Annotated in this window: 21 protein-coding genes; 17 read left to right on the top strand and 4 right to left on the bottom strand. The window is 42.2% G+C overall.

Annotated features, from left to right (window positions below; genetic code table 11):
- Positions 1–60 precede the first annotated feature (60 nt).
- Positions 61–1392: an extracellular solute-binding protein gene (locus QFZ78_RS17615; protein WP_307549486.1), complete on the bottom strand. Its 1332-nt coding sequence runs from the start codon at positions 1390–1392 to the stop codon at positions 61–63.
- A gap of 161 nt (positions 1393–1553) precedes the next feature.
- On the opposite strand from QFZ78_RS17615, the gene QFZ78_RS17610 reads away from it, so the two are divergent.
- From QFZ78_RS17610 to leuB, 8 genes are all read left to right on the top strand, one after another.
- The gene (locus QFZ78_RS17610; protein WP_307549484.1) at positions 1554–1823 is read left to right on the top strand and encodes a hypothetical protein; all 270 of its coding nucleotides are present in this window, start codon (positions 1554–1556) and stop codon (positions 1821–1823) included.
- A 100-nt stretch (positions 1824–1923) separates the two neighbouring features.
- A complete protein-coding gene (locus tag QFZ78_RS17605) occupies positions 1924–2748 on the top strand; it encodes a VanW family protein (protein WP_307549483.1) in 825 nt (274 codons plus the stop codon).
- Positions 2749–2894: 146 nt separating this feature from the next.
- Positions 2895–4430 carry a spore germination protein gene (locus tag QFZ78_RS17600; RefSeq protein ID WP_307549482.1) on the top strand — a complete coding sequence of 512 codons (1536 nt, stop codon included), beginning with the start codon at positions 2895–2897 and terminating at the stop codon, positions 4428–4430.
- Positions 4427–5527, top strand: a complete 1101-nt coding sequence (locus QFZ78_RS17595) for a GerAB/ArcD/ProY family transporter (RefSeq protein ID WP_307549480.1) — start codon at positions 4427–4429, stop codon at positions 5525–5527. Before QFZ78_RS17600 ends, QFZ78_RS17595 begins: the two co-directional genes overlap by 4 nt.
- Complete coding sequence (locus tag QFZ78_RS17590) at positions 5524–6642, top strand: Ger(x)C family spore germination protein (protein WP_307549479.1); 1119 nt, start codon at positions 5524–5526, stop codon at positions 6640–6642. Before QFZ78_RS17595 ends, QFZ78_RS17590 begins: the two co-directional genes overlap by 4 nt.
- A 32-nt stretch (positions 6643–6674) precedes the next feature.
- On the top strand, positions 6675–7775 hold the full coding sequence (locus QFZ78_RS17585; RefSeq protein ID WP_307549478.1) for a GerAB/ArcD/ProY family transporter: 1101 nt from the start codon (positions 6675–6677) through the stop codon (positions 7773–7775).
- On the top strand, positions 7772–8890 hold the full coding sequence (locus tag QFZ78_RS17580) for a Ger(x)C family spore germination protein (RefSeq protein ID WP_307549476.1): 1119 nt from the start codon (positions 7772–7774) through the stop codon (positions 8888–8890). Before QFZ78_RS17585 ends, QFZ78_RS17580 begins: the two co-directional genes overlap by 4 nt.
- Before the next feature lie 151 nt (positions 8891–9041).
- Positions 9042–10121: a 3-isopropylmalate dehydrogenase gene (leuB, locus tag QFZ78_RS17575; RefSeq protein ID WP_307549475.1), complete on the top strand. Its 1080-nt coding sequence runs from the start codon at positions 9042–9044 to the stop codon at positions 10119–10121.
- Between the two features lie 79 nt (positions 10122–10200).
- On the opposite strand, the gene QFZ78_RS17570 is transcribed toward leuB, so the two are convergent.
- The 3 genes from QFZ78_RS17570 to QFZ78_RS17560 form a co-directional block, all read right to left on the bottom strand.
- Positions 10201–11004 (bottom strand): DUF2935 domain-containing protein, encoded by an 804-nt coding sequence (locus QFZ78_RS17570; RefSeq protein ID WP_307549473.1) that lies wholly within the window; start codon positions 11002–11004, stop codon positions 10201–10203.
- A 255-nt stretch (positions 11005–11259) separates the two neighbouring features.
- Positions 11260–12828 (bottom strand): L-glutamate gamma-semialdehyde dehydrogenase, encoded by a 1569-nt coding sequence (gene pruA / locus QFZ78_RS17565; RefSeq protein WP_307549471.1) that lies wholly within the window; start codon positions 12826–12828, stop codon positions 11260–11262.
- Between the two features lie 26 nt (positions 12829–12854).
- On the bottom strand, positions 12855–13769 hold the full coding sequence (locus tag QFZ78_RS17560) for a proline dehydrogenase (RefSeq protein ID WP_307549470.1): 915 nt from the start codon (positions 13767–13769) through the stop codon (positions 12855–12857).
- A gap of 906 nt (positions 13770–14675) precedes the next feature.
- Here QFZ78_RS17560 and QFZ78_RS17555 point away from each other — a divergent pair.
- The 9 genes from QFZ78_RS17555 to QFZ78_RS17515 all read left to right on the top strand — a co-directional run bounded on the left by QFZ78_RS17555 (position 14676) and on the right by QFZ78_RS17515 (position 24572).
- Positions 14676–14837, top strand: coding sequence for a hypothetical protein (locus QFZ78_RS17555; protein WP_483874706.1), 162 nt, complete (start codon positions 14676–14678; stop codon positions 14835–14837).
- Positions 14838–14976: 139 nt separating this feature from the next.
- Positions 14977–15525 carry a peroxiredoxin gene (locus QFZ78_RS17550; RefSeq protein WP_047681044.1) on the top strand — a complete coding sequence of 183 codons (549 nt, stop codon included), beginning with the start codon at positions 14977–14979 and terminating at the stop codon, positions 15523–15525.
- An 81-nt stretch (positions 15526–15606) separates the two neighbouring features.
- Positions 15607–15996: a glycine cleavage system protein H gene (locus tag QFZ78_RS17545; protein WP_307549468.1), complete on the top strand. Its 390-nt coding sequence runs from the start codon at positions 15607–15609 to the stop codon at positions 15994–15996.
- A 135-nt stretch (positions 15997–16131) separates the two neighbouring features.
- The gene (locus tag QFZ78_RS17540) at positions 16132–17877 is read left to right on the top strand and encodes a sensor histidine kinase (RefSeq protein WP_307549466.1); all 1746 of its coding nucleotides are present in this window, start codon (positions 16132–16134) and stop codon (positions 17875–17877) included.
- Entirely contained in the window at positions 17870–19555 is a 1686-nt protein-coding gene (locus tag QFZ78_RS17535; RefSeq protein ID WP_307549464.1) for a response regulator transcription factor, read from the top strand. Before QFZ78_RS17540 ends, QFZ78_RS17535 begins: the two co-directional genes overlap by 8 nt.
- A 140-nt stretch (positions 19556–19695) precedes the next feature.
- Positions 19696–21402: an extracellular solute-binding protein gene (locus QFZ78_RS17530; protein ID WP_307549462.1), complete on the top strand. Its 1707-nt coding sequence runs from the start codon at positions 19696–19698 to the stop codon at positions 21400–21402.
- Positions 21403–21520: 118 nt separating this feature from the next.
- Positions 21521–22390, top strand: coding sequence for an ABC transporter permease (locus QFZ78_RS17525; protein WP_373460357.1), 870 nt, complete (start codon positions 21521–21523; stop codon positions 22388–22390).
- 18 nt (positions 22391–22408) lie between these two features.
- Complete coding sequence (locus QFZ78_RS17520; RefSeq protein WP_307549457.1) at positions 22409–23299, top strand: carbohydrate ABC transporter permease; 891 nt, start codon at positions 22409–22411, stop codon at positions 23297–23299.
- 19 nt (positions 23300–23318) lie between these two features.
- Entirely contained in the window at positions 23319–24572 is a 1254-nt protein-coding gene (locus QFZ78_RS17515) for a Gfo/Idh/MocA family protein (protein ID WP_307549455.1), read from the top strand.
- Positions 24573–24576: the final 4 nt, after the last annotated feature.

Here is a 24576-nt window from a genome sequence, read left to right as displayed (position 1 = left end):
GTGAAAGTATCTAGCCCTGCCACACATGTGGAGGGCTGGATACAGGTATTGTAGGATGTCTTATTTGCCGAGTGAGGCTGCTTGTGCATCTTGAAGCTTTTTGGCAATAGCCTCTGGATTTCCGCCCATGAGCAGTTCTTGCAGGCCGTTGTTAATAACCTCTACAGCTGCGGAGCTTAATTTGGCATCGTACACTGGCGTGATTTTCGTTTTCTTCATCAAATCATTCAATTCAACGAAGAGCGGATGCGCTTTGCTTGGATCGAGATCAATTTTGTAACTAACTAATGTAGAACTGTTAAGCGTTGCTTGTTGACCTTCAGGTCCGGATAAAGCGTACAATAATTTGAGTGCAGCTTCTTTCTTCGCACCTGTTACTTTTTTGCTAACGCCAAGGCCGGTTCCAACAACGCCGGATGTGGATTGAGCTTCGCCTTTACCGCCTGCAACGGGAGGCAGCAGCGTTACGTGCGTGTTAGCCAAGACGTCTTTTGGTGTATTTTGAACAACGTCAGCCATCGCCCAACCGCCGTCAATAAACATCGCTGCTTTACCTTGGAAATAGAGCTGTCTCATTTGGTTTTGATCAATGCTGTTAAATCCATCTTGGAAAGCTTTGGCATCACCAAGAGCCTTTAATGTTTTCAAAGATTGAATAAATTCAGGATCTGTGAACTTCGCTCCATTTTGACTCGCAGCCTTGAGGAACCATTCGCTCCCTGTTGTCCGATCAGCAATCGCACTGAACATGGTGGACTGTACAGCCCAGTTTGCTTTATTACCGAGAGCAATGGGGATGATTTTATTATCGTTAAACGTTTTGATCGCCGCGTTCAGCTCGTCCCACGTTTTGGGAACTTGTACGTTATGTTGATCAAAAAGAGCCTTGTTGTAATAAATGAAGGAAGTCGGCGATAAGTTCATAGGTACGGAATAGATTTTTCCGTCAACTGTATAGCCATCGAGCGCGTTCGGAATGAAATTGCCTTTCCACTCAGGCTTGCTGTCTAGAAATTCATTGATCGGTTGCAAAAGGTCGCCGCTAACAAATTCCTTCGTCATCGCATCTGGCCACATGACGAACAAATCCGGCATTTCATTGGCCGCGGCTACGGTCTTCAACCGTGTTTTGAGGCCGTCTGTTGGAAGCCCTTCAATTTCAAGCTCGATATCAGCGTTTTGTGCTTTGAAATCATCGAGAATTTTACGCATAGCTAGTGCTTTAGCGTCTTGTCCTGACCAGTTGTGCCAGATAGCGAGCTTAACTTTTTCCTTGGAGCCGTTTGCTGCTGTTGCATCTGGCTTATCTGCTGGTTTTTCACCACCGCCACATCCGGCTAGCAGCACTGTACTTGCTAATAATACAGTAGAAATTTGAGTGAATTTTTTCATGATAGACCTCCTGATTGTGTATCTATTATATATTTTACGGATTTTGATTGATTTAGTAAGGTGAACAGGATAAGGAACAGGGTAGAAAATCATCGGATCATTGACGTGGAATATATTTCAAATTATGATAAAAGGAGGACAATGAAAGGATTGGTGACTTCATGTTGATACAGATTTCCAATTATTTGTTCATGGGTTCTTTATTATTGCTTATTGTAACTTGTATTGCAAAAGGTGCATTGAGCCAGGGATTTACTAGTGTAACTGGTTTGGGTGGCAATAGCGGATCAGTCACTGATTTGAATATGGAACATAATCAAAAGAAGCATTTTCAATTTCAAGATTCATTGATTGGCAGGATCGTAAAGTCTTATTTCTTTTGGATTTCAGTTTCTGGTATTATCATTTCCATGGTTATTTCAAAGCTCTAAGATTATAAAAAGCCGCCAAGTCAGTGAGCTACTACTGGCATTGGCGGCTTATTGCTTAAAATGATCGAAGAAACTGTCTGTTGTTGAAGGAGGCTTTTCTTTGCTTAAACCAATCCACCGAAGCCGAGCAAGAATATTTGTTGGTAAAAAAGTGTATCGACTTAAAAGGTATCTTCAGTGGTATTTGGATGCTAAGACATATGCCACGGCGAAGCAAGCGGAGCCTCTCCCTTATCTCCTATTTTCACATAAAACTCCACTCCTTAGGCAGCTAAAGGATGTAGATATGTGGCTTCAACATAATAAAGTGGTTAATCTAAGGATCGCAGCCAAGCAGTTAAACGGTGTCATTGTGAAGCCAGGTGAAACATTCTCCTATTGGCGGTTAATTGGCAGCACGACACGGCGTAAGGGCTATCTGGACGGCATGGTGCTTTTTCATGGGCAAGTACAGGCGGGCGTCGGAGGCGGGTTATGTCAGCTTTCGAATTTAATCTACTGGATGACACTGCATACATCACTTTCCGTAACGGAAAGGTATCGGCACAGCTATGACGTATTTCCGGATGCAGGTAGAAGTCAGCCTTTTGGAAGCGGAGCAACTTGTTTCTATAATTATTTAGACTTGCAAATTCTTAATGAGACGACGGAGGAATTTCAACTCGTTATCCGAGTCACGGATACGCATTTGGTTGGGGAGTGGCGTGCTGTTAGGCCAGCAATGCATACCTATGAAATATATGAGAGCAAGCATTGGATTACGCGTGAATACTGGGGCGGCTATGTCAGACATAATGAAATTTACCGAAGGGTACTGAACGTGGAACGGGAAGTATTGCGTGATGAATGGGTGACAGAGAATCATGCGATTATGATGTATGAGCCATTGTTGACAGAAGGAACTACTGTAGAAGGAAAAATTTGATGAGAACTTGGAGTAGGCCCTGTAGCCATCTGGATGATAGATCCAGATGGCTTTTTTTCATTTGTTTGAATGACGTTGCTTTGCGAATAATTTTACCTAAATGTGGGAAACTTTTGATTACATGATTTAGGAACGGTGGTGCAGGGATGGGGACGATCCGGAGATGGTTAAATGGCATAAGATCAGCGCCAATCAAGGATTTATCTGATGAACTTAATCAACCGATTTCAAGGACCCTGAATAATAACTTAATTACTCTAAACTCAATATTCAGCCACGCTCCAGATCTTGTTATTCGTCATTTTCAATTAAGAACAGGGGACAATGCTGTACTTGTGTATTTGGAAGGGCTCATTGATAAATCAGCGATTAATAATAACATCTTAAAACCGCTCATGTATGAAATCAATTCGGTTAACGATTTTTGGGACTCTTCTACGACGATTGCAAAAACAGAAGTTGTAACCTTATGGTCCCATATTGAAAAAGCAATTTTCCAAGGCCAAAGCATCCTCTTTATTGATGGGCAAGATCGTTCGCTTGTTTTATGTACGCAAGGCTGGCCTCAGAGAGCGATTAAAGAGCCACAAATCGAATCGACGCTAAAGGGATCACATCAAGGATTTGTCGAGACATCGGGGCAGAATATTGCCTTGATCAGGCGCTATCTTCCTAATCGTGAACTGAAAATAAAAGAATTTAACGTCGGCTCTCGGGGAAATACGAGGGTTTCTATCATGTATCTCGATGACGTTATAAATCCAGATTTCGTGAAAGAAATGGAAGACCGACTGCTGCAAATTAATGTGGATGCCATTTTAAACACGGGAGAATTGGCAGAGTTTATTGAAGATCATCCAATAAGTCTGTTTCCACAGTTAATCATGACGGAACGTCCGGATTCTGCTGCTGCCCATATATTGCAAGGGAGAATCGTCGTCGTTGTCGACCATTCTCCCAGTGTGATTGTTGCACCTGTAACCTTTTCGGCATTCTTTCAGAGTGTGGATGATTACAGCAATCGCTGGATCATAGCCACTTTTCTACGATTATTACGCTATCTAGCCTTAATTACGACGATCTCTTTATCGGCTGTATATATAGCTATTGTTTCGTTTCATTATGAAGTACTTCCTTTGGATTTATTGGTATCGATTGGGGAATCCAGAGAAAAGGTACCGTTTCCCCCGATCGTAGAGGCATTTCTAATGGAGATAGCCCTAGAGATGTTAAGGGAAGCCGGTTTACGTCTTCCCGGTCCTATTGGACAAACAATAGGTGTCGTAGGGGGTATTGTCATCGGCCAGGCGGCCGTGCAAGCAGGAATTGTGAGTAACATTATGGTTATTATCGTTGCCATCACGGCAATTTCCTCTTTTATTATCCCTGATTATGATATGTCCTCCTCGCTGCGGTTGCTTCGCTTTCCAATGATGCTTCTCGCTGCTGTGTTCGGTATGGTAGGCATTGTGATTGGGCTGATGATTATTGGAGCTCACATGATATCCATGGAATCGTTTGGAATATCCTATGGAAGTCCTGTTGCTCCCATCCGCCTGTCTGATTGGAAGGACGTATGGGTTCGACTCCCAATGTGGAAAATGAAGAAACGTCCACTTTCAACCGATCCAACTCAACTGAAAAGACAGGGAGCAAACAGAGAAGGTGAAGATCAAGTATGATAAAATATACGTTTAATCAAATTTCTTTGAAACAATACATTTTAATTATCTATAAAACTCAAGTGGGGATCGGTGTACTATCCCTTCCCCGAGATTTAGCTCAAACGGGGGGGACCGATGGATGGATATCTCTATTATTAGGTTGGATTGTATCTATTCTTCTTAGCTTAGTCATTATAAAGATTATGGAGAAAAACCCCGAAAAAACGTTATTTGAGCTTTTATCTAAATACTTTGGTAAATGGGTAGGTAAAGGTTTATATGTTCTTTGGATACTGTACGCGGTTTTTGCAGCAAGTGTGGTCATATTTTCAACGATCCATATCATACAAATATGGATCTTGCCGGAAATGTCGAACTTCATTTTGATGATTCTGTTTATCATTCCCATCTATATAGTTACCAAGCATGGAATAAGAGTAATCGGACTTTTTGCTGAATTCGTTTTTCTTATTTCCATGTGGATGCCTATCTTATTGTTGTTTGCATTAAAAGATACCCATTGGCCATTCCTTCTTCCAATCGGTAAAGAAGGCTTGTTCCCCATTCTATCTACCGTAAAATCAACCATCCTTTCTTTCCTTGGGTTTGAACTGGCTTTCATTCTATATCCGTTTCTAAAGGACAAGAAAACCGCAACTAAAGGAATTATTATTGCAAACTCTTTATCTTTGATTATTTTTCTCATGGTGACGATAATTAGTTTTGTTAGGTTTTCTCCAGATGAGATCAAAGATTACACCTATCCCACGCTCAACTTACTGAAGCTCATCAAATTGCCGTTCTTAGAACGATTAGAAATCATTTTTCTTTCCTTTTATTTGCTTATGCTATTTATGACGATCGTTCCCTACCTGTATGCAGCTGTGCTCGGAGCAAGTCAATTATGCGGTAAGCAGGATCATCGACCTATTTTACGTATATGGATGTGCCTATGGTTCCTATCGTCATTCTTTTTCCTCCCTTCTGCTACTCAAATCAATCAAATGGGCAAATCGTGGGGGATGGCAGGTACATATTTCGCTTATGTGATTCCCATGTTACTTTGGCTCTACGGACAGCTCTTTCATCACGCTAGAAAGGAACAAAGGCAATGAAGAAATGGAAGAGCATTTTCTTAGCATGTGCAGCTTTACTATTGATAACCGGGTGCGGCAAGGCCATTTATATAGAAGATCAACGATTTATTATTGCTGAGGGTGTTGATTTTGATGAAGAAAAGAAGTTGGTCATCTACTCATCAAGTCCTGTCTTCAGTAGAGAAGCTAAGGATAAATTTAAAATCACAACCACAACTGCGGATACGATGCGTGAAGGCAAGAAAAAAATCGAAGCGCAACTAAACGGTAGTTTTGGGCCTGGAAAATTGCAAAGTATGCTTATAGGAAAAAAAATGCTGAAGCAAACCAATGTATTACCCTACTTGGATGTCTTCTTTCGAGATCCTAAAAATGAGATTAATGCAAATTTGATTGTAGTTGATGGACCTTTGAAAGAGGTTATGTACACAAATATGAGTGATAAAGGCCATTTGGGTCCGGTGATCAAACAATTGGTAGAAAGCACATATAAAAGCAGAATTACAGTGCAAACTACACTGCAGAAATTCCATCAACAAATGATGGATAGTGCATTAACGCCAAGCATAACCGAAATGAGAGTAGAGCAGGATGATCTTGTTATTTCAGGGACAGCGCTTTTACATAGAGATGGTACTTATGCTACTTCTTTGAATAATCAAGAAAGTTCTCTACTGCTATTACTGCAGCGCAATACGAACAAGCCGATACCGTTAACACTTCCCCTTCCTCCTGAGATGTTTCAAACGGATAAAGAAGTATCTTATGTGAGTTTCAGTATTAATAAGGTAAAAGTTAAATTCAAGTCAAAGTTCGAAGAAAATCATTTTATAATTGACATCCAAATGAAGGTTCAGATCGATTTAACGGAACGCATGTTTACCTTAGACATGGAGAAACAGAGCAAACAGTTGGAACAAGCGATTGAACAAGAACTGAAAAAAGAATGCCAGGATTTGATCAAGAAAGCTCAAAAGCATCATGTCAGCCCCTTTGGTTTTGGGTTATACGTGAGAGCTCACGATCACAAAAATTGGAAGAAGGTAGAGGGTAACTGGGAGAAAGCTCTATCTGAAGCCACTGTAAATGTTTCTCCTAAGGTTGTCATCAAAAGTATGGGAGTTTCTGAATAAAGCTAAGTAAACAGAATGGGGGAGGATTAACCATGAACAAATATTCGTTTAATCAAATCTCCTTGATACAATATATCTTTATTATATTTGAAACCCAAGTGGGAATCGGTGTCCTTTCCCTTCCCCGTGATGTAGCTAATGCTGCAGGTAGCGACGGATGGATATCCATTATATTGGGGGCGATTGGTACTACACTGCTAAGCTTAGTCATTATACGAATTATGGAAAAAAACCCAGAATACACGTTGTTCGAACTTTTATCCAAATATTTTGGCAAGTGGGTGGGTAAGGCTTTAGCGGCAGCGTGGATTCTGCTCGCGGTCTATGCCGCAAGTACAGCTATGTTTTCAACGATTCATATCATAAAAATATGGATCATTCAGGATATACGGAACTTCATTTTAATGATCCTGTTTACCATTCCCATCTATATGATTACCAAGCAGGGAATAAGGGTGATCGGTCTCTTCGCTGAGCTTGTTTTTATTGTCACTTTGTGGATGCCAGTCTTATTGTTTTTAGCACTAAAGGATGCCCAATGGATGTATCTTCTTCCTGTTGGAAAAAGTGGAGTGCTTCCCATTCTGTCTGCCGTAAAATCAACGATATATTCTCTTCTTGGATTTGAGCTGGCCTTTATTCTGTATCCTTTTCTAAAGGACAAGAAATCAGCATCAAAGGGAATTGTGATTGCAAATTTATTATCGATGATTATCTATTTAACGACGACAATCATTTGTTTTATTAGATTCTCTCCAACTGAGGTCACAGAAGTCGTTTACCCCGTGCTTAACTTGTTGAAGGTTATCCAATTGCCTTTTTTGGAACGGCTGGAGATCATCTGCCTGACCTTTTATTTGTTTATCATATTTATGACGATTATTCCTTACCTCTACGCAGCCGTATTAGGAACAAGTCAATTAATAGGCAAGCAGGATCATCGAAATGCTTTACGAATAATCTTAGTCTTATGGATCCTGTTGTCATTCTTTTTTATCCCTACTACTTTCCAAATAACTCAAATGGCTAATTCGTGGGGGAAAGCAGGCCTATATAGTGCTTTCGTATTTCCTATTTTTCTTTGGATATACGGATGGATTTTTCATTTCGCTAGAAAGGAACCGAAACAATGAAGAAATTCAATACGATTTCTTTCATATTGGCAGCTCTCATGTTCGTAACTGGGTGCGGTAAAGCCGAATATATAGAGGATCAACAGTTTGTACTTACAGAGGGTATTGATTTTGATGAGAATAATAAGTTTATCGTGTACACGTCAGGTCCAGTATTCAATAAAGTAGCCAGAGATAAATATAAAATCACATTCTCAAGGGCTAAAACGATGCGTGAATCAAAAGGGGAAATTAATAGTAAGACGAGCGGCAACTTAGCTTACGGAAAATCGCAAAATATTCTCATAGGAAAAAAACTGCTGCAGCAAAGAAACTCATTTCCTTATTTGGATGTTCTATTCCGCGATTCCCGAAATGAGATTAATGCGAACGTGATTGTGATTGATGGGAGCGTTAAAGATGTGATGTATACGAATATGAGTGATAAAGGCCGAATTGCCAGTGTGATCAAACAACTAGCAGAAAGCACTTATAAGACCAGGGTTACCGTGCAAACTACACTACAAGAATTTCATCAGCAAATGAAGGATAAAGGTATGACGCCTGCATTAACTGAAATGAGACCCGAAAAAAATGAACTCTTCATTTCGGGTATTGCTCTTTTACATAAAGACGGTACCTACGCGGCTTCTTTGAATCATCAAGAAAGTTCTCTGCTCGTCTTATTGCAGGGCGATACGGAAAATAAGATACCGTTAATGTTTCACTTTCCTCCTGAAATGTTCCATACGGATGAAGACATGTCCTTTCTGAGTATCAATATAAGAAAAGCAAATCGGAAGATCAAGTCGAAGTTCGAAGATGACCATTTAACAATCAATATCGAGATGAATGTTCAGATCGAATTAAGGGAGCTCATGTTTACCTTAGACTTGGAAGAGCAAAAAAAACAGCTGGAAAAAGCAGTTGAAAATGAGTTGAAAAAAGAATGCGAGGCTTTAATCAAGAAGGCTCAAAAAAATCAAGTAGATCCCTTTCAGTTTGGTGTTCATGTGCGGGCACACAATTATAAAGACTGGAAGAAGGTACAGGATAACTGGGGAAAAGCGCTATCTGAAGCAACTGTAAATGTTTCTTCTAAAGTTCTCATCCAAAGTATTGGGGTTTCTGAATAGTCGTTGAGAAGTATTGATAGGTGATACCTATAAATGCGATAGCTTTTATATCTAAAGAAGAGGGGCTACTTATGATACAATGTTAGCAGTATATAACGATAGTAAATGCTTTCAATAGCAGGTTTACTAATCTAAGGAGTGAATGGCAGTCATGGCAGATGTGAAGAAAATCGCTGTAATCGCTGGAGACGGAATTGGTCCAGAAGTCGTTGCAGAAGCGGAAAAAGTATTGAAACGTACCGAAGAATTATTCGGTTATCAATTTGAAACAGAGCACGCCTTATTCGGCGGGATTGCGATTGATGAGAAAGGAACGCCGCTTCCGGAAGAAACGTTGAAAGTTTGCCAATCGGCAGACGCTGTCCTTCTTGGAGCTGTTGGCGGGCCGAAATGGGATAACAACTCCAAAGAGCTTCGTCCTGAAACGGGCTTGCTCGGTATTCGTAAAGCGCTTGGACTTTTCTCGAACATTCGTCCAGCTTTCATCTTCGACTGCTTGAAAGAAGCTTCCACGTTGAAGCCTGAAGTGCTGGAAGGAACGGATTTGATCGTTGTTCGTGAATTGACTGGCGGGATCTACTTTGGTGAGAAATTCCGTCGCGAAACACCTAACGGTCAAGAAGCTGTTGATACTTGTGCATATAACGTAACAGAAATCGAGCGTATTGCTCGTCAAGCGTTTGAAATCGCACAGACGCGTCGCAAGAAGCTTGCTTCTGTAGACAAAGCTAACGTTCTAGAAACTTCCCGTCTATGGCGTGAAACCGTGAACCGTATTGCGGTTGATTATCCGGATGTTGAGCTAGAGCACGTGCTTGTTGATAACTGTGCGATGCAATTGCTGCGCCGCCCATCCAGCTTCGACGTCATCGTGACTGAAAACATGTTTGGCGACATCCTGAGTGATGAAGCAGCCATGCTGACAGGTTCCATCGGTATGTTGGCATCCGCTTCTCTTGGCGAAGGTGCCTTCGGCTTGTACGAGCCGGTACATGGCTCCGCTCCGGATATTGCAGGACAAGGTATCTCCAACCCAATCGCAACCATTCTTTCGGTAGCGTTGATGTTCCGTTTGACATTCGGTTACCACGAAGCAGCGGATTCCATCGAGCGTGCTGTGAAAGAAGTGCTGGATGCGGGTCACCGTACAGGCGACATCGCGGTTGATAAGAGCAAAGCAATCGGTACCCTTGCAATGGGCCAACTGATCGTAGACGCTATGCGTAAATAATAAAAAAGCTTGCCCGACGAGGCCGTAGAGGCTTCAGAGGGCGAGCTTTTTTTAGATTGGTCTCTTACATATGGAGAGTCTAGTTGGCAGCTTGTTTTCTTGATAAGCTTGCTTCGAACATATCAATGATGAATAGGAATCTTTCAGCCTCACGAAACACATGATCAGCAAGTAAAGGATGAATAATACTTTTTATGCGACACGCTTCGATTAATTCCCTTGCTGTTTTTTTGAAATCACGCAGAGAAACGACAGAAACCCGATTCTGATCAAGGAATTGGTCGAGAAGTGGCTTCGTTTGAGATTGAGGACGCATTCCGCTTAAATCAACAGCTTGAAAGAGCAGTTGGTCAAAATCTTGACTAAAGTTTCGAGCTTGCTCAACGAGTTGTCGTTCGGACGGATCAAGGAGATGTCCGATGAACTTCGCATGGTCAGCCATTATTCTCAAAAAGAAAACATTTTCGTCAATGATGGCATCAGGCAGCGGTTCTAATCGACCGGCATTCAATTCCTCTAATCGATTTCTAAAATAATTGGCCTCTCTGCTGGTATGATCAACTAATAAAGGGAAATTGTTACCACCTGGAAGTTTACATTGGATGATGAGACCTAGAACCCTTCTTTTAAAAGCCCAAATATGGGTTGCGGCTAAGTGAACTTCCACGTTGAAGCGTTTGATTTGCTCAGGATCAGTTAACTCCGTGAATGCATGGGATTTGCCTTCTATTTGTTCAAAAGTATGATAAAAATGATCTGCTTCTTGGATTAACTGCGTATCCTCACACCGAAAACCCAGCTTCAGAAATAAAGAATGCTCTTTCATAATACGTGACCAGAATCGTATCTCATCCAACGAACGACAAACAAATTCATTTGACAATTCCGACACTCTCCTTAAGAAGTAATCTGATACCCTATGTATAATCTTCTTGGGAGGAGCTTATGCGATTTTCGTGAAAATAGGACAACGAGTGACTTTAATTCCGGGTGTAATTTTCCATTACCTAAACTCAGGCGGGGTTCACCGAGCAACATTCGTTAAAATGGCCGCTTCAATCACAGCTTTGCGAACTTGAATCACGACTTGCTCAAAAAAAAGAGCCCTCCATTTAAGTATAGAGGGCTCCACACAGCCTTACATTTTGCGGGACGTTAATTTAGCTTGTGTAAAGAGCAAAAGGTAGTCATAACCGCCTGCTTTGGAATCTGTACCCGACATATTGAATCCGCCAAATGGGTGTACGCCGACTAGAGCGCCTGTACATTTACGATTGATGTACAAGTTACCGCAATGAACGGTCTCCAAAGCTTCAGCGATACGTTCTTCGTCAGTGGAGAAGTAAGCACCTGTCAAACCGAATTCAGTGTCATTGTAAATCGCGATTGCTTCTTGCCAATCTTTCGCTTTCGCAATAGCGAGAACGGGTCCGAAGATCTCTTCTTGCATAATCCGCGCTTTGCCGCTCACATTACCGAATACGGTAGGTTGGATGTAATAGCCGTTTCCTTCAGCTTTCTCACCACCAGCAAGCAGAGTGCCTTCTTGTTTCCCGATTTCGATATATTCTAAAATTCTTTCATACGAAGTTTTATCGATAACAGGACCTGCAGAGAAATTGTTTTCTGGCAGCCCGATTTGCAGTTGCTTCGTCAAAGTGGCTACTTTTTCTACGACTTGGTCATACACCGATTCCACAATAACCGCTCTGGAGCCAGCCGAACATTTCTGACCTTGGAATCCGAACGCTGATGCGACAATTGCAGATGCTGCTGCATCCAGATCAGCGGTTTCATCGACGATAACGCCATCTTTTCCACCCATTTCAGCAACGACGCGTTTGATCCAAATCTGACCTGGTACCGTGTCCGCGGCTAACTTGTTAATGCGCAGACCAACCTCTTTGGAACCTGTAAAGCTAATGAAGCGAGTCTTTGGATGTGTCGTCAAATAATCGCCAACTTCAGCGCCGCTCCCCGGAATGAAATTGATAACACCGTCTGGAAGCCCTACTTCTCGCATCAAAGCGACAAACTTGTGCGCAATGATTGGAGTTGTGGAAGCAGGCTTAAGAAGAACCGTATTACCTGATACAACAGCAGCAGTCGTCATGCCCACGCAAATAGCGAGCGGGAAGTTCCAAGGCGGAATAATGACGCCAACGCCAAGAGGGATATAGGAAATCTTATTGTCTTCACCAGCAATTTTGGTTAACGGTTGAGTCTCATTGGTTTCGCTCAAACGAATGATTTCCCGAGCGTAGAACTCGATGAAATCAATAGCTTCAGCGGTATCTACGTCAGCCTCTACATAGTTCTTACCTGATTCCAAAATCATAAGCGCAGAAAATTCATGTTTACGTTCACGCATAAGCGCTGCCGCTTTAAACAAATATTCCGCACGCTCTCTAACATGAACGCGCTTCCAAGATTCGAAAGTTTCCAAAGCTGCTCCCATTGCTTGTTCCGCTAAAGCCTGATTCGCTTTGCTCACATAACCAATCACTTCATCTACATTACCTGGGTTAATGGATTTGATTTTCGCTTCTGTAACGACTTTCTCAGATCCGATATAAAGCGGGTACTCTTGGCCTAACTCCGATTTCACTTTCGCAATAGCGGCTTCCATGGCTTGCTTATTTTCATCCAAAGAAAAATTGGTGAAAGGTTCGTTTGCATAAGGGGTTACTTTTGTCAGTGTGCTCATATTCGTTCTCCTCTCCCTTTGCGGGTCTATTTAAACATATTTTTAAGAACAAACCAGGCATTCGCTGGCCGCTCGGCTAACCGTCTCATAAAGTATCCAAACCAATCGACACCATAGGGAACGTAGACGCGGACCCGATACCCTTCCTTAACCAATTGCTTCTGCATCTCTTCACAAATGCCATAAAGCATCTGAAATTCAAATTGATCTCTGGAGATTCCATTCTCAGTTACGAATTGTTTTGTGAAGTTGATGATCGCTTCATCATGGCTGGCAACAGCCGTATAATGATCATTTTTCAAATGCATTTGAATGATTTTTTTATAGTTGTCATCGACGTCTTTCTTTTCTGGAAAAGCAACTTGAGGGGATTCCTTATAGGCCCCTTTAACGAGACGCAAGTTGGCACTCAGCGCACTCAAATCCTGGATATCTTGCTCCGTACGGAAGAGATAAGCTTGAATCACGATCCCGACATTATCGAACTCTTCTCGAAGCTCACGGTAGATATCAAGCGAAACTTGGCAGTGCGCGTAATCCTCCATATCAATCCGAACAAAATTACCATATTGGCGCGCTCGATTCAGAATTCGTTTCATATTATTTACGCAAAGCTCTCTGCTGATATCTAAGCCGAGTGATGTCATTTTCAATGAAAGATTGGACTGTACACCTGAGCTAGCAATGGCATCTAATGTTTGTACGCACATATCAGCGGACAATGTAGCTTCTTCTTCACTAAAGACGAATTCTCCTAGATGGTCTAAAGTCGCGATTCGGCCATCCTTATTGAGCCCGCTTACAGCATCAATGGATTGTTTGATGGTTTCACCGGCTACGAAACGGGCGGCTCCAAAACGAAGGCCGTACTTTTTGGCTAATCGATTCGCAGAGCGACTTTTGCCCAATGATTGAAACACGTTTCTCAGCATCATTTCCATGTATGATTCCCCCAAAAAAATTGAACAATGTTGTTTAATTGTATAAAAGAAATATACACCATTATTTAAATTTTGAACAGTTTTTGTTTAAAAGTAAGTTGATTTGGAGAAAATAAATGAACAGTTTTCGTTGAACCATTATTTTCATTCACACTCTCTGCGGTTTCGTCGATAGAAGAGTTCTCATCCTAATTGCAAAAGGATCGAGCTTCGTACCTCCAAACGACTGCTGCAGCTGAACAAGACATTATCATCCCACACCTTCGAGTTACAACATATAGGGAATGCGAAAGATCTATTTTCATTCATCAAAGGCCCAAACTTTTTGAATTTCAAAGCCTGAAGCTACTTTCATTGGATTTTTCCAATGAAAGTAGCGAATTAAAATCTTGGAATTTAATTCCAATAGAAGTATCATTTCGTGTTGAATACCGATTAGGATGCTCCATAAGGTCAAAAGAGCTTAAAAGGTTATCCTCTAGTAGGTTTAACTACCTATTGGGACAACCTCTATTCATGATTTAATATTTTTGGGGGTTATGGGGGGGACGACGAAGCTTATCTTAGATAGGATAGTTAACTACGGACTTTTGATAAGCTAAGTGAGATAGAGTATGGAGGATGTGCATAATTATTCGATCAGTAACTATGCTTTCCTAGGATTTTCTTGTTGGTTTTTTGAAGAAATGGAGGATTAGCAAGGCAAGTTGTACGGAGTACAACAATTTCCTTGATTTCTTCTTGGCAAGCTAAAGATGTTGCATGATCTACAACAATTTAGTCTTTTTATAGGCTATAGTCCTAGTGCTACTTTAGGCAGGAATTGTTGTATTTTCTGCAACAATCGCGTGGACAACGCGGACTAGCCTGCCTAAAAGTTGTACAAAATACAACTCGGAAAGGAGGATGAATCTGCTTGAAGTGAACGGCCTGAAGACGTTCTATGGCAAAATTCAGGCGGTTAAGGGCGTATCCCTTACCGTGAAACAAGGTGAAATCGTCGCTCTGCTCGGCGCTAACGGAGGCGCATCTATCTATGACATTTGGGATAGCCCCTACTGCTCGTAAATCGATTTTCGTTCATGTTCATCAGGTCTTCATATATTATAATAATTATTAGGTAGTATCCGATCTAATTATTGACTTTCATCTAGTCGGATGGTACCATTTTATACGAATAAGATAGATTTGAGGAGGAATTATACCCATGGCAGAGCGTTTAGTTGGTAAACAAGCTCCTGATTTTACAATGGAGACCGCTACAGGTGACGGTAAAGAATTTGGTAAAGTTTCTTTGTCTGATTACAAAGGAAAATGGTTAGTATTGTTCTTCTACCCATTGGATTTCACATTCGTTTGTCCAACAGAAATCACAGCACTTAGTCATGCTGCTGCTCAATTCAAAGAATTGGACACTGAGATTCTTGGTGTTTCTATCGACAGTATCCACACGCACAAAGCTTGGATCAATACGCCAATCAACGACAATGGTCTTGGCAAATTGGAATTCCCACTTGCTGCTGACATCACGAAATCCGTAGCTCGTGACTACGGCGTTCTGATCGAAGAAGAAGGTATCGCGCTTCGCGGTCTGTTCATCATCGATCCAGAAGGCGAATTGAAATACGAGGTTGTAAACCACAACGACGTAGGCCGCAGCGTAGAAGAAACACTTCGTGTGCTTCAAGCGCTTCAATCCGGCGGATTGTGCCCAATGAACTGGAAACCAGGCGACAAAAACCTGGTTGTAAAATAAGCTTTTGATTACATAGAGAAGCTCCTCTGGTTGGCATGCGAATGCGAGCAGGGGAGCTTTTCTTCATGAAGGAGAGCGGACATGACGGTTCCGACGAATTTGAAATATACAAGAGATCACTACTGGATTCGGCTCGATGGGGATAAAGCTGTTGTCGGGTTAACGGAGTACGGGATCAGCGAACTGGGTATGCTTGTTTATATCGAGCTCCCAGATCAGGATACTCATGTGAGAAAAGGGGAATTCATTGGCTCTGTTGAGACTGCGGCGGATGACGAACACGATCTGCTAGCCCCTTTATCCGGCAAAATAACATCAGTCAATCGGCTGCTGGAAAGAGCGGTGATGCTGATTCACGAATCCCCCTATGACAAGGGCTGGCTATTCACGATGCAGTGGAGTCAAGGATCTGAGCTGGAGCAGCTATGGGAAGAGGAAACATATGTAAGGGATTTTTCGCTGGAAGACTGAAAAAGAAGGACGTAAGCCTCACTGTAGTGAGTTCTTACGTCCTTTTTTCAATCGCTGAAAAGGTAGATGCTTCCATAAAAAATTTTGGTATGATGAGAGATGATAGAATTATGAACGATCCAACAGGGAGGAAATGTGAAAAAACCAACAAAGCTGCCCAAATTATACGTTTTTCAGAAAGTCATTATCGTTTTTACCGCATTGATTATTCCTGTCTACCTGGTAAATCTGTTGATGAATATGATGGGGCAATCCTTTATCAAACAGGAATTTTCGAATTCAATCCAGTCCAAAGTACAATTTTATTCGAACCAGTTAGATGATCAAATCTCATTCATCCGAAACCAGCAGTTGCAGGTTATCAACGATTCCGATCTCCAGAAGCTAAACTTTTTATCAGGCACACTTGCCGACTATGAGGAAATCCAACTCGTTAACAGAGTAAAGGAACGATTGTCCACCATACAGAACTCCAGTGAGTATTTGGTCAATACCGGGGTTTATTTGAAATCCTTTGGAAGAACGATCTCTACGCAAGGCGGAATCACTAAACTGCCGAATCAGGAGTATGAGGTGATTGAAAAGTTTTTTAATTATTCGCCTAAACCATCCTTATACTACAGCGATGGCAGATTGTTTTTTATTGAGTTTGCAAATAATTCAAGTGTCATCGTCTATTTGGAGCTATCCGTTAAAAAATTGGAGAAGACACTGAACCAACTAGTCGGAAATTATGGTGATGCCGGTGCTGTTCTCACAAATCAAACGTTTAGTTTTGATATATCACCTAGGCATGAAGATGCCATTGTAGAAAGTATATACAATAGCGTTTCAAAAGAGCAAAATATCCAAACTTTGGACAGTCATGTCCTTAAAGTGGGAGATCAAAGTTACTGGGTCACCTACAACCGAATAAGTACGCTCGGACTAACACTTTTCTCTTATGTCAACCAAAATGAACTCACAGGGTCTCTCAAGAAATTCAATGTATGGTTAATCATTATGTCTTTGGTCTCGATGGCGATCATTCTTGTTTTTTCATTTTCAGTCAAACTGATGATTCACAATCCGCTGAAAGAGTTGATTGCGGCGTTCAAAACGTTGGAAACGGATAACCTGAACATTTCGATAAGGCCGAAAAATGACATTGAGTTCGGTTACCTGTATAGAAGCTTTGACAAGATGATAGACAAGCTTAAGCAATCGATTCAACAAAATTATGAACAAAAAATAGCGCTGCAGCATTCCGAATTAAAGCAGCTGCAATCGCAGATCAATCCTCACTTTTTATACAATGGATTTTTCAATATTTACATGATGTGTAAAGCTAAAGATTACGATACGGTTGCCACATTTGCTCAGAAGCTGGGCAGTTATTATCAGTTTGTTACAAGAAGCGGGGAGGATGAAGTACCGTTCGCCAAGGAATATCGACATGCTATGGATTATGTGGAAATCCAATGTATTAGGTTCTCCAATCGGATTCAAGTCATAGCGGATGAAATTCCCGACGCGTGCAAGCATCACGTGGTGCCGCGTCTGATCCTGCAGCCCATCATCGAAAACACATTTGATCATGCTTTTGAGAACGAACGCAAAGGCGGCAGTATCCATATGACAGTTACGTGTGAGAATGATAGATTGTGCATATGCGTGGAAGATGATGGAAATAAAATCACGGATGAGTTCATTCATTCCCTCGATGAGAGACTCGCCAATTCCTTCAGTGTGCTTGAAAAGACAGGCATCATCAATGTTTGTAATCGAATCCGACTGAAGTATGGCGAGCACAGCGGGTTATTTGTATCCCGAAGTGAATATGGAGGACTGAAAGCAGAAATCATCATTCAATTCAATTATGGGGGCGGCAGCGATGCATAGACTTTTAATTGTTGACGACGAGCCGGCAATTGTCGAAGGACTTGTACAGATGTTTCAAGAAAGAGAGGAGCTCGATCTCGACATATGTAAGGCTTACTCAGCGTTTGAGGCGATTGAAATTATCAAAAAAACGAAGATTGATGTCGTTCTCAGCGATATTCGCATGCCGGAGAAAAACGGATTGCAGTTGATGGATGAGATATTATTTTATTGGCCTTCCTGCAAAATTATTTTTTTGACGGGGCACAACGAGTTTGATTATGTGTACACAGCTATTCAAAAGAATGTGGAAAGCTATATTCTGAAAACGGAAGATGATATGGTTGTCATCGGTGCGGTTACAAATGCATTAAAGAAAATAGAGGATGAGTTGGGGAACAATGATCTTGTTGATAAGGCCCGGAAGCAAATGCTGGTCATGGTACCGCTATTGCATAAGGAACTGTTCGAGGCTTTACTTTTAGGCGAAAATGCAGCCGATCTTTTATCCGAAGACCTGTTTGCGGGACAAGAATTAAAGCTGAACGGGGATTCCCCTGTATTGATCCTTGTTGGCAAAATGGACTGTTGGCCGGAAGGCTTGTCGTATGCTAATAAACGAAACGCGCTTTATTCCGTTAGGAACTTAGTTGAGCAATATCTGCCTACCTCGATGATAAACGAAGATATTGTGTATGAAAATTCGACGATTGTTTGGTTCATTCAGCTTCATTCAGATACGGAAAGGTTTCGAAGTGAGGACGATGCGATCGATTGGGGAGGCCTAGTCACCTATTTAAAAGGAGTACTGGAATCGGTTCAAAATGCGTGCCGCGATCTGCTACAAATGGACGTTTCTTTCATCATTTCAAGGGGAGCAGTCGAATGGGACAGCATTCATAAGGAATTTGAACTTATGAAAGCAATGATTAGGAAAAGATCCGCAGCTGGGCTTAAAATGACGATCATGGACCTTGGCACGACGAACGGGTTTTTCAAAGTGGAACCTGCGAAGGTTTCTACCTACTCGGATGAATTCAACAAAAAACTGCGATTGCTTGAAAAAAGGCTGGATGAAGGGGACGAGCGGCAAGCAGAACTCGTCTGCAGGGATCTGATCAGCAGTTTGAAAGTTGATATGGCTCAAAATTACCTTGTCGGTCTAGAAAGGTACTATATGTTTGTACTTGTCTTCTTAGCCTATATCAATGGTCAAAACATTACTGAAAGAATTAAGGATCATAGGCATTTTGAAAATTTTGCCATGATGGACATTCCCGGTGATTGGCTAACAACGGAAGCCTTTTATATTGAGCTTGGCAAACAGATATGCATGGAGAAAAAAGAGCAAGTTGACAAGGGCGAAAATTTGTTAGTTGAGCGGATTCACAGGTTTATAAACGAAAATTTGGGTGGAGATCTTTCTCTTGCGAGAATCGCTGAAGTGGTTTATTTTAATCCTTCGTATCTTTCACGTTTTTATAAGCAGCTTACAGGGCGGAATCTTTCCGACTACATCAATACAGCCAAAGCAGAAGCAGCGGTGAGCATGCTTGAGGACATGCAGGTGAAAATCAATGAAATTGCTTTGAAGCTGGGCTTTGAATCTCCTTCCTACTTCACGGCATTTTTTCGGAAAATGAAAGAAGTGTCACCACAGGAATTTAGGGATGCTATCATCCATAAAACGAGGAAGTAAACAAAACAGAACGATGTAAATAGTTTATTATAGCGATTATTCACCCCCCAGCATTACAATAAACAGTGTAAAGCTCGAGCCTTTACCATAGATCGTTAACAACGCTAGTTCTCAATTTGCGAAAATATGGGGGGTAAAACATGAAAAGAAAGCTTGTCAGTTCTGTTCTCATGACTACACTGATGGTTACATCGTTAGCGGCTTGCAGCAGCAATGATGAAAGCGCTTCAAGCGCTACAAGTGCGCCGCAGCAAACTACCACTACCCAAAAGAACGAAACCGTAGATCCGATGGGGAAATACGCTCAACCGGTCACCGTTACCGAAGTGCTAGGTTTCCGACCTCCGGAAGACCCGAAAACGCCAAAGGGAATTACGCCCGATCAGAATGCCTATCTGAAAGATTTGAAAGAAATGCTGAATATTGATCTGAAATACTTGTGGAGCGTACCGACAGAACAATACGAGCAAAAGTTTTCTCTTGCTCTTGCTTCCGCAGATTTGCCTGACATTTTGGATTTGGATGCCCTGCAATTTGAGAAACTGAAAAGTCAGGGCATGCTTGCAGATCTGACGGATGCTTATAATAAATATGCATCTCCCGCTTTGAAGACCTATATGCAGGTGGACGGCGGGTTTGCTATGAAAACCACGACTACCGATGGCAAACTTTTGGGTATTCCTGGTTTCGAGGATCCTTATTTATCGACACAGCTATTGTGGATTCGGAAGGATTGGCTGAACAATCTCAACCTGCAGCCTCCGAAAACCATTGACGATCTGGAAAAAATAGCCGATGCCTTTGTCAAAAATGACCCTGGCAAAACCGGCAAAAATGATCGGTATGGCATTGCCATGCAGAAAACCCTCATTGGTTGGGGATTTGACGCGAGAGGTATTTTTAACGGCTATGGTACGGCTCCAAAAGCTTGGCTCAAAGGGAAAGACGGCAAGCTTGCAGCGGGTGAAATCCAGCCTGAAACGAAAAATGCCCTGGCTAAGCTGCAGTCCTGGTATCAGAAGGGGATTATTGATAAGGAGTTTGCACTTAAAGACGAGAACAAAGTTGTGGAAGATATTGTTGCCGGCAGGGTCGGTATTTCGTACGGTGAATGGTGGTACCCGAACTGGCCGCTCAATATTAACAAGGACAAGGATCCGAATGCGGAGTGGGAAGCTTATCCAATTCCATCGCTGGATGGTCAGCCAGGGAAATCGATGGTGGGCAAGGTGCGGATGAGCCACATTATTGCTGTAAACAAAAAAGCGAAAAATCCGGAAGCTGCGCTCAAGATGATTAATTTCTACCTCGAAATGGGCAAAAAACAGTATCTGGAGAAAAACAAAGCGGAAAACGGATATGTTTACAACTGGTTCGTGCCTAGAATCTACAATCCTGCTCAAATTGAAACCATTTACACAGAGGTTAATAAGGCTTTGGATGCCAAACAAGAGGCGATTACGCTCGATGATGATAATTACAAAAATGTTGCGGACGTGTTTAAGGCAACTAAGGAGTTCCTTGCAGGCGATACGACGAATGCAACCAAAGGTTCAAACTGGGGTCAATATTACAGCCGTGCAGCCAAAAATGGCGGTTGGGGCATAACGCGCCAAATTCGTGACAACAAGCAAGTATTCTTCAATGAGTTCTACGGTGTTCCGACGGAAACACAGGTCGAAAAGGGAGCTCAGCTTGATAAACTTCTCGATGAAACCTATACAAAAATCATTATGGGCGCATCGATAAGTGAATTCGACAAATACGTAGAGAGCTGGAAGAAGCTTGGCGGAGACGATATTACGAAGGAAGTAAATGAGTGGTACACGAAGAATGCCGTAAAATAAAGTGAACCATAGAACGGGGGGGAGAGGAGTTTCTTACAATCTCTCCCCCATTTCATTAAAATGGGACGTTTGAATTTGTGTGCGATTGGAGGCTTCACCGTTGAGAATAAAAACAGAAATGCCGCTGCATCTGATGCTGCTGCCTGGCGTGTTGGTTACCCTTGTATATGCATATGGCCCTATACTGGGAGTCGTGATGGCTTTTCAAAAATTTGAACCGGTGCTTGGTTTTTTTAAATCGAAATGGGTCGGGTTCAAAAACTTTAAATATGTATTCAATCTGCCGGACTTTCATCAGGTCATGTGGAATACGATACTCATTTCATCTTTAAAAATTGCTTTTTCACTACTGGTTCCGCTCATATTGGCGCTTCTACTGAATGAGATTACAAAAAAATGGTTTCAGCGAATGATCCAAACGAGCATTTTTTTACCTTTTTTTCTCGCGTGGACCGTACTAGGCGGGGTTATTCTTGAGTTGTTTTCATTGAGGGGGCCGGTTAACGACATCATTTCAAGCTTTGGTCTGGAACCGATTATGTTCATGGGCAGCAATAATTGGTTTCGAGCCATCATGGTCGGCTCTGATGTTTGGAAAGGTATGGGCTACAATATGATCATTTTTCTGGCTGCCATCACAGGCATCAACGCAAGTCTCTATGAGGCTGCAGAAGTAGATGGTGCTGGTAAATGGAAACAAATGATCCATATCACGTTGCCGGGAATGACGCCCATCATTATTTTAATGAGCACATTAAGTCTGGGCAATATATTGAACGCAGGGTTTGATCAAATCTTGATCATGTATAATCCAACCGTTTATGAAGGTGCTGATATTATCGACACGTTCACTTACCGGCTCGGTTTATTCAGCCAACAGTTTGCGCCTGCAGCGGCAGTGGGGTTATTTAAATCGGGCATATCCGTCGGATTGGTGTCGTTATCGTACTACCTTGCGTACAAATTCAGCAATTACCGAATATTTTAGACGGCTGGAGGATTTCATATGGTTTATAAACCATCATTTAGCAGAAAGCTATTTGTCGTGATGAATGCCTTGGTACTGACATTCATTACTGTTATAGGTGTTGTTCCTTTCATTCACCTTTTGGCTGTATCCTTAAGTTCCAATACGGCGGCGATGGCCGGCGAAGTTAAGCTGCTGCCGATTGGATTTACACTCGATGCTTACGTTTATCTCGGACATAAGGTGGAATTTATGAGATCTCTCCGTGTTTCGCTGGAAAGGGTCGTGCTCGGAACGGCAATCAATATGTTTTTGGTTTTCATTACGGCCTATCCGCTTGCCAAAGAAACGGAGAAGTTTCGTTCCAGAACTGTGTATGTGTGGTTTTTTGCGATTACGATTTTTTTGGGCGGAGGACTTATTCCGACGTATATGATCGTGAAATCGACCGGGCTGATTAATACGATCTGGGCGCTTATTTTGCCTGGGGCATTGAATGTATGGAATATGATTATGATGTTGAACTTCTTCAGAGGCATTCCGAAAGAAATGGAAGAAGCGGCTACGATCGACGGGGCAAGTCATTGGACGCTGCTGTGGAAAATTTATTTGCCTGTATCGTTGCCAGCGATCGCAACCATTGGGCTTTTTACCATTATAGGACACTGGAATTCTTGGTTTGACGGCATTCTCTATATGAACTCGCCGGATAAATATCCGCTGCAAACGTATCTTTCCACCTTAATAACAGCCATGAACGCACAAATGCAGTCCGTTAACGTCGAGCAGCTCAAACAGTTGGAGAATCTCAGCGAAAAAACGCTACGAACTGCGCAGATTTTCATGGGTGCGCTGCCGATTCTTATGGTTTACCCATTCGTGCAAAGATATTTTATCAAAGGTATGACAGTAGGAAGTGTAAAGGAATAAAAATAAGGCGGGATAGACAATGGGGAAAATAACAATCGCATTAATCGGAGCTGGACAAAGAGGAGTCAATTATGCGGGGTATGCGTTTGAACATCCGGAAGAGCTGCAGGTAGTTGCCGTTGCAGAACCGAATCAGCAGAGAAACCAAAAGTTTAAATGGCTGCACGCATTGCCTGATGAGATGTGTTTTGAGAGCTGGGAGGATTTATTAGCCAGACCTAAACTGGCGGATGCCGTGCTTATATGTACGCAGGACAACATGCACTATGAACCGACGATGAAAGCGTTGGAAGCGGGATATCACGTATTGCTCGAAAAACCGATGTCTCCTGATCCGCTTGAATGCATCCGCATGGGTGAGCGATCGGAACAATTTGGGCGAGTATTTTCGATTTGTCATGTTCTCCGTTATACGGATTTCTTCGGAACAATCAAAACGTTGTTGAACGAAGGAGCGATTGGCCAGCTCATGTCGATTGGGCATAATGAGAATGTGGCCTATTGGCATCAGGCGCACAGCTTTGTCAGAGGCAATTGGCGTAAAACCGCCGAATCGAGTCCGATGATTTTGGCCAAATCCTGTCATGACCTGGATATTATCCTTTGGTTAGCAGGGGCGGATTGCACCCATGTTTCGTCATTTGGATCGTTGTCTCATTTTAAAAAGGAGAATGCTCCTGAGGGAGCTCCGTTGAGATGCTTAGACGGATGCCCTGTCTCAGATCAATGTCTATACTATGCACCTAAAGTGTACCTTACGGACAATGTAGCCTGGCCTACTTCTGCGATTAGCGATGATCTTAGCTTGGAAGCCCGCACGAAAGCACTGCAAGAGGGGCCGTACGGCAAATGCGTGTACCATTGCGATAATGATGTAGTTGACCATCAAGTCGTCAATATGGAGTTTGCAAATGAAGTGACGGCTGCATTTACGATGAGCGCATTTACGAATGATTGCAGTCGAACCCTCAAACTGATGGGAACGAAAGGTGAAATTCGCGCTGCCATGGAGAAAAATGAGATTGAAGTCATTGATTTTGAAACAGGCATGGCAAAGCAAATCTCACTTGAAACACCAGGAGGACATATCGGTCACGGTGGCGGTGACTTCGGCCTGATCCGCGATTTTATTAAGCTGGTTCAGCAGGGCGGGCAAGGAAATGGGTTAACTTCAGCAGCACATTCGGTACAGAGTCACCTGATGGCTTTTGCTGCGGAGAGGTCAAGAGTAGATCGAAGAGTCGTCCATATGAGAGAATTTAAACAAGACTGACTAT

Origin of the sequence: Paenibacillus sp. V4I5 (assembly GCF_030817255.1) — a bacterium.
Lineage (GTDB): Bacteria > Bacillota > Bacilli > Paenibacillales > NBRC-103111 > Paenibacillus_E.
This window is presented reverse-complemented; position numbering and strand designations above follow the sequence as displayed.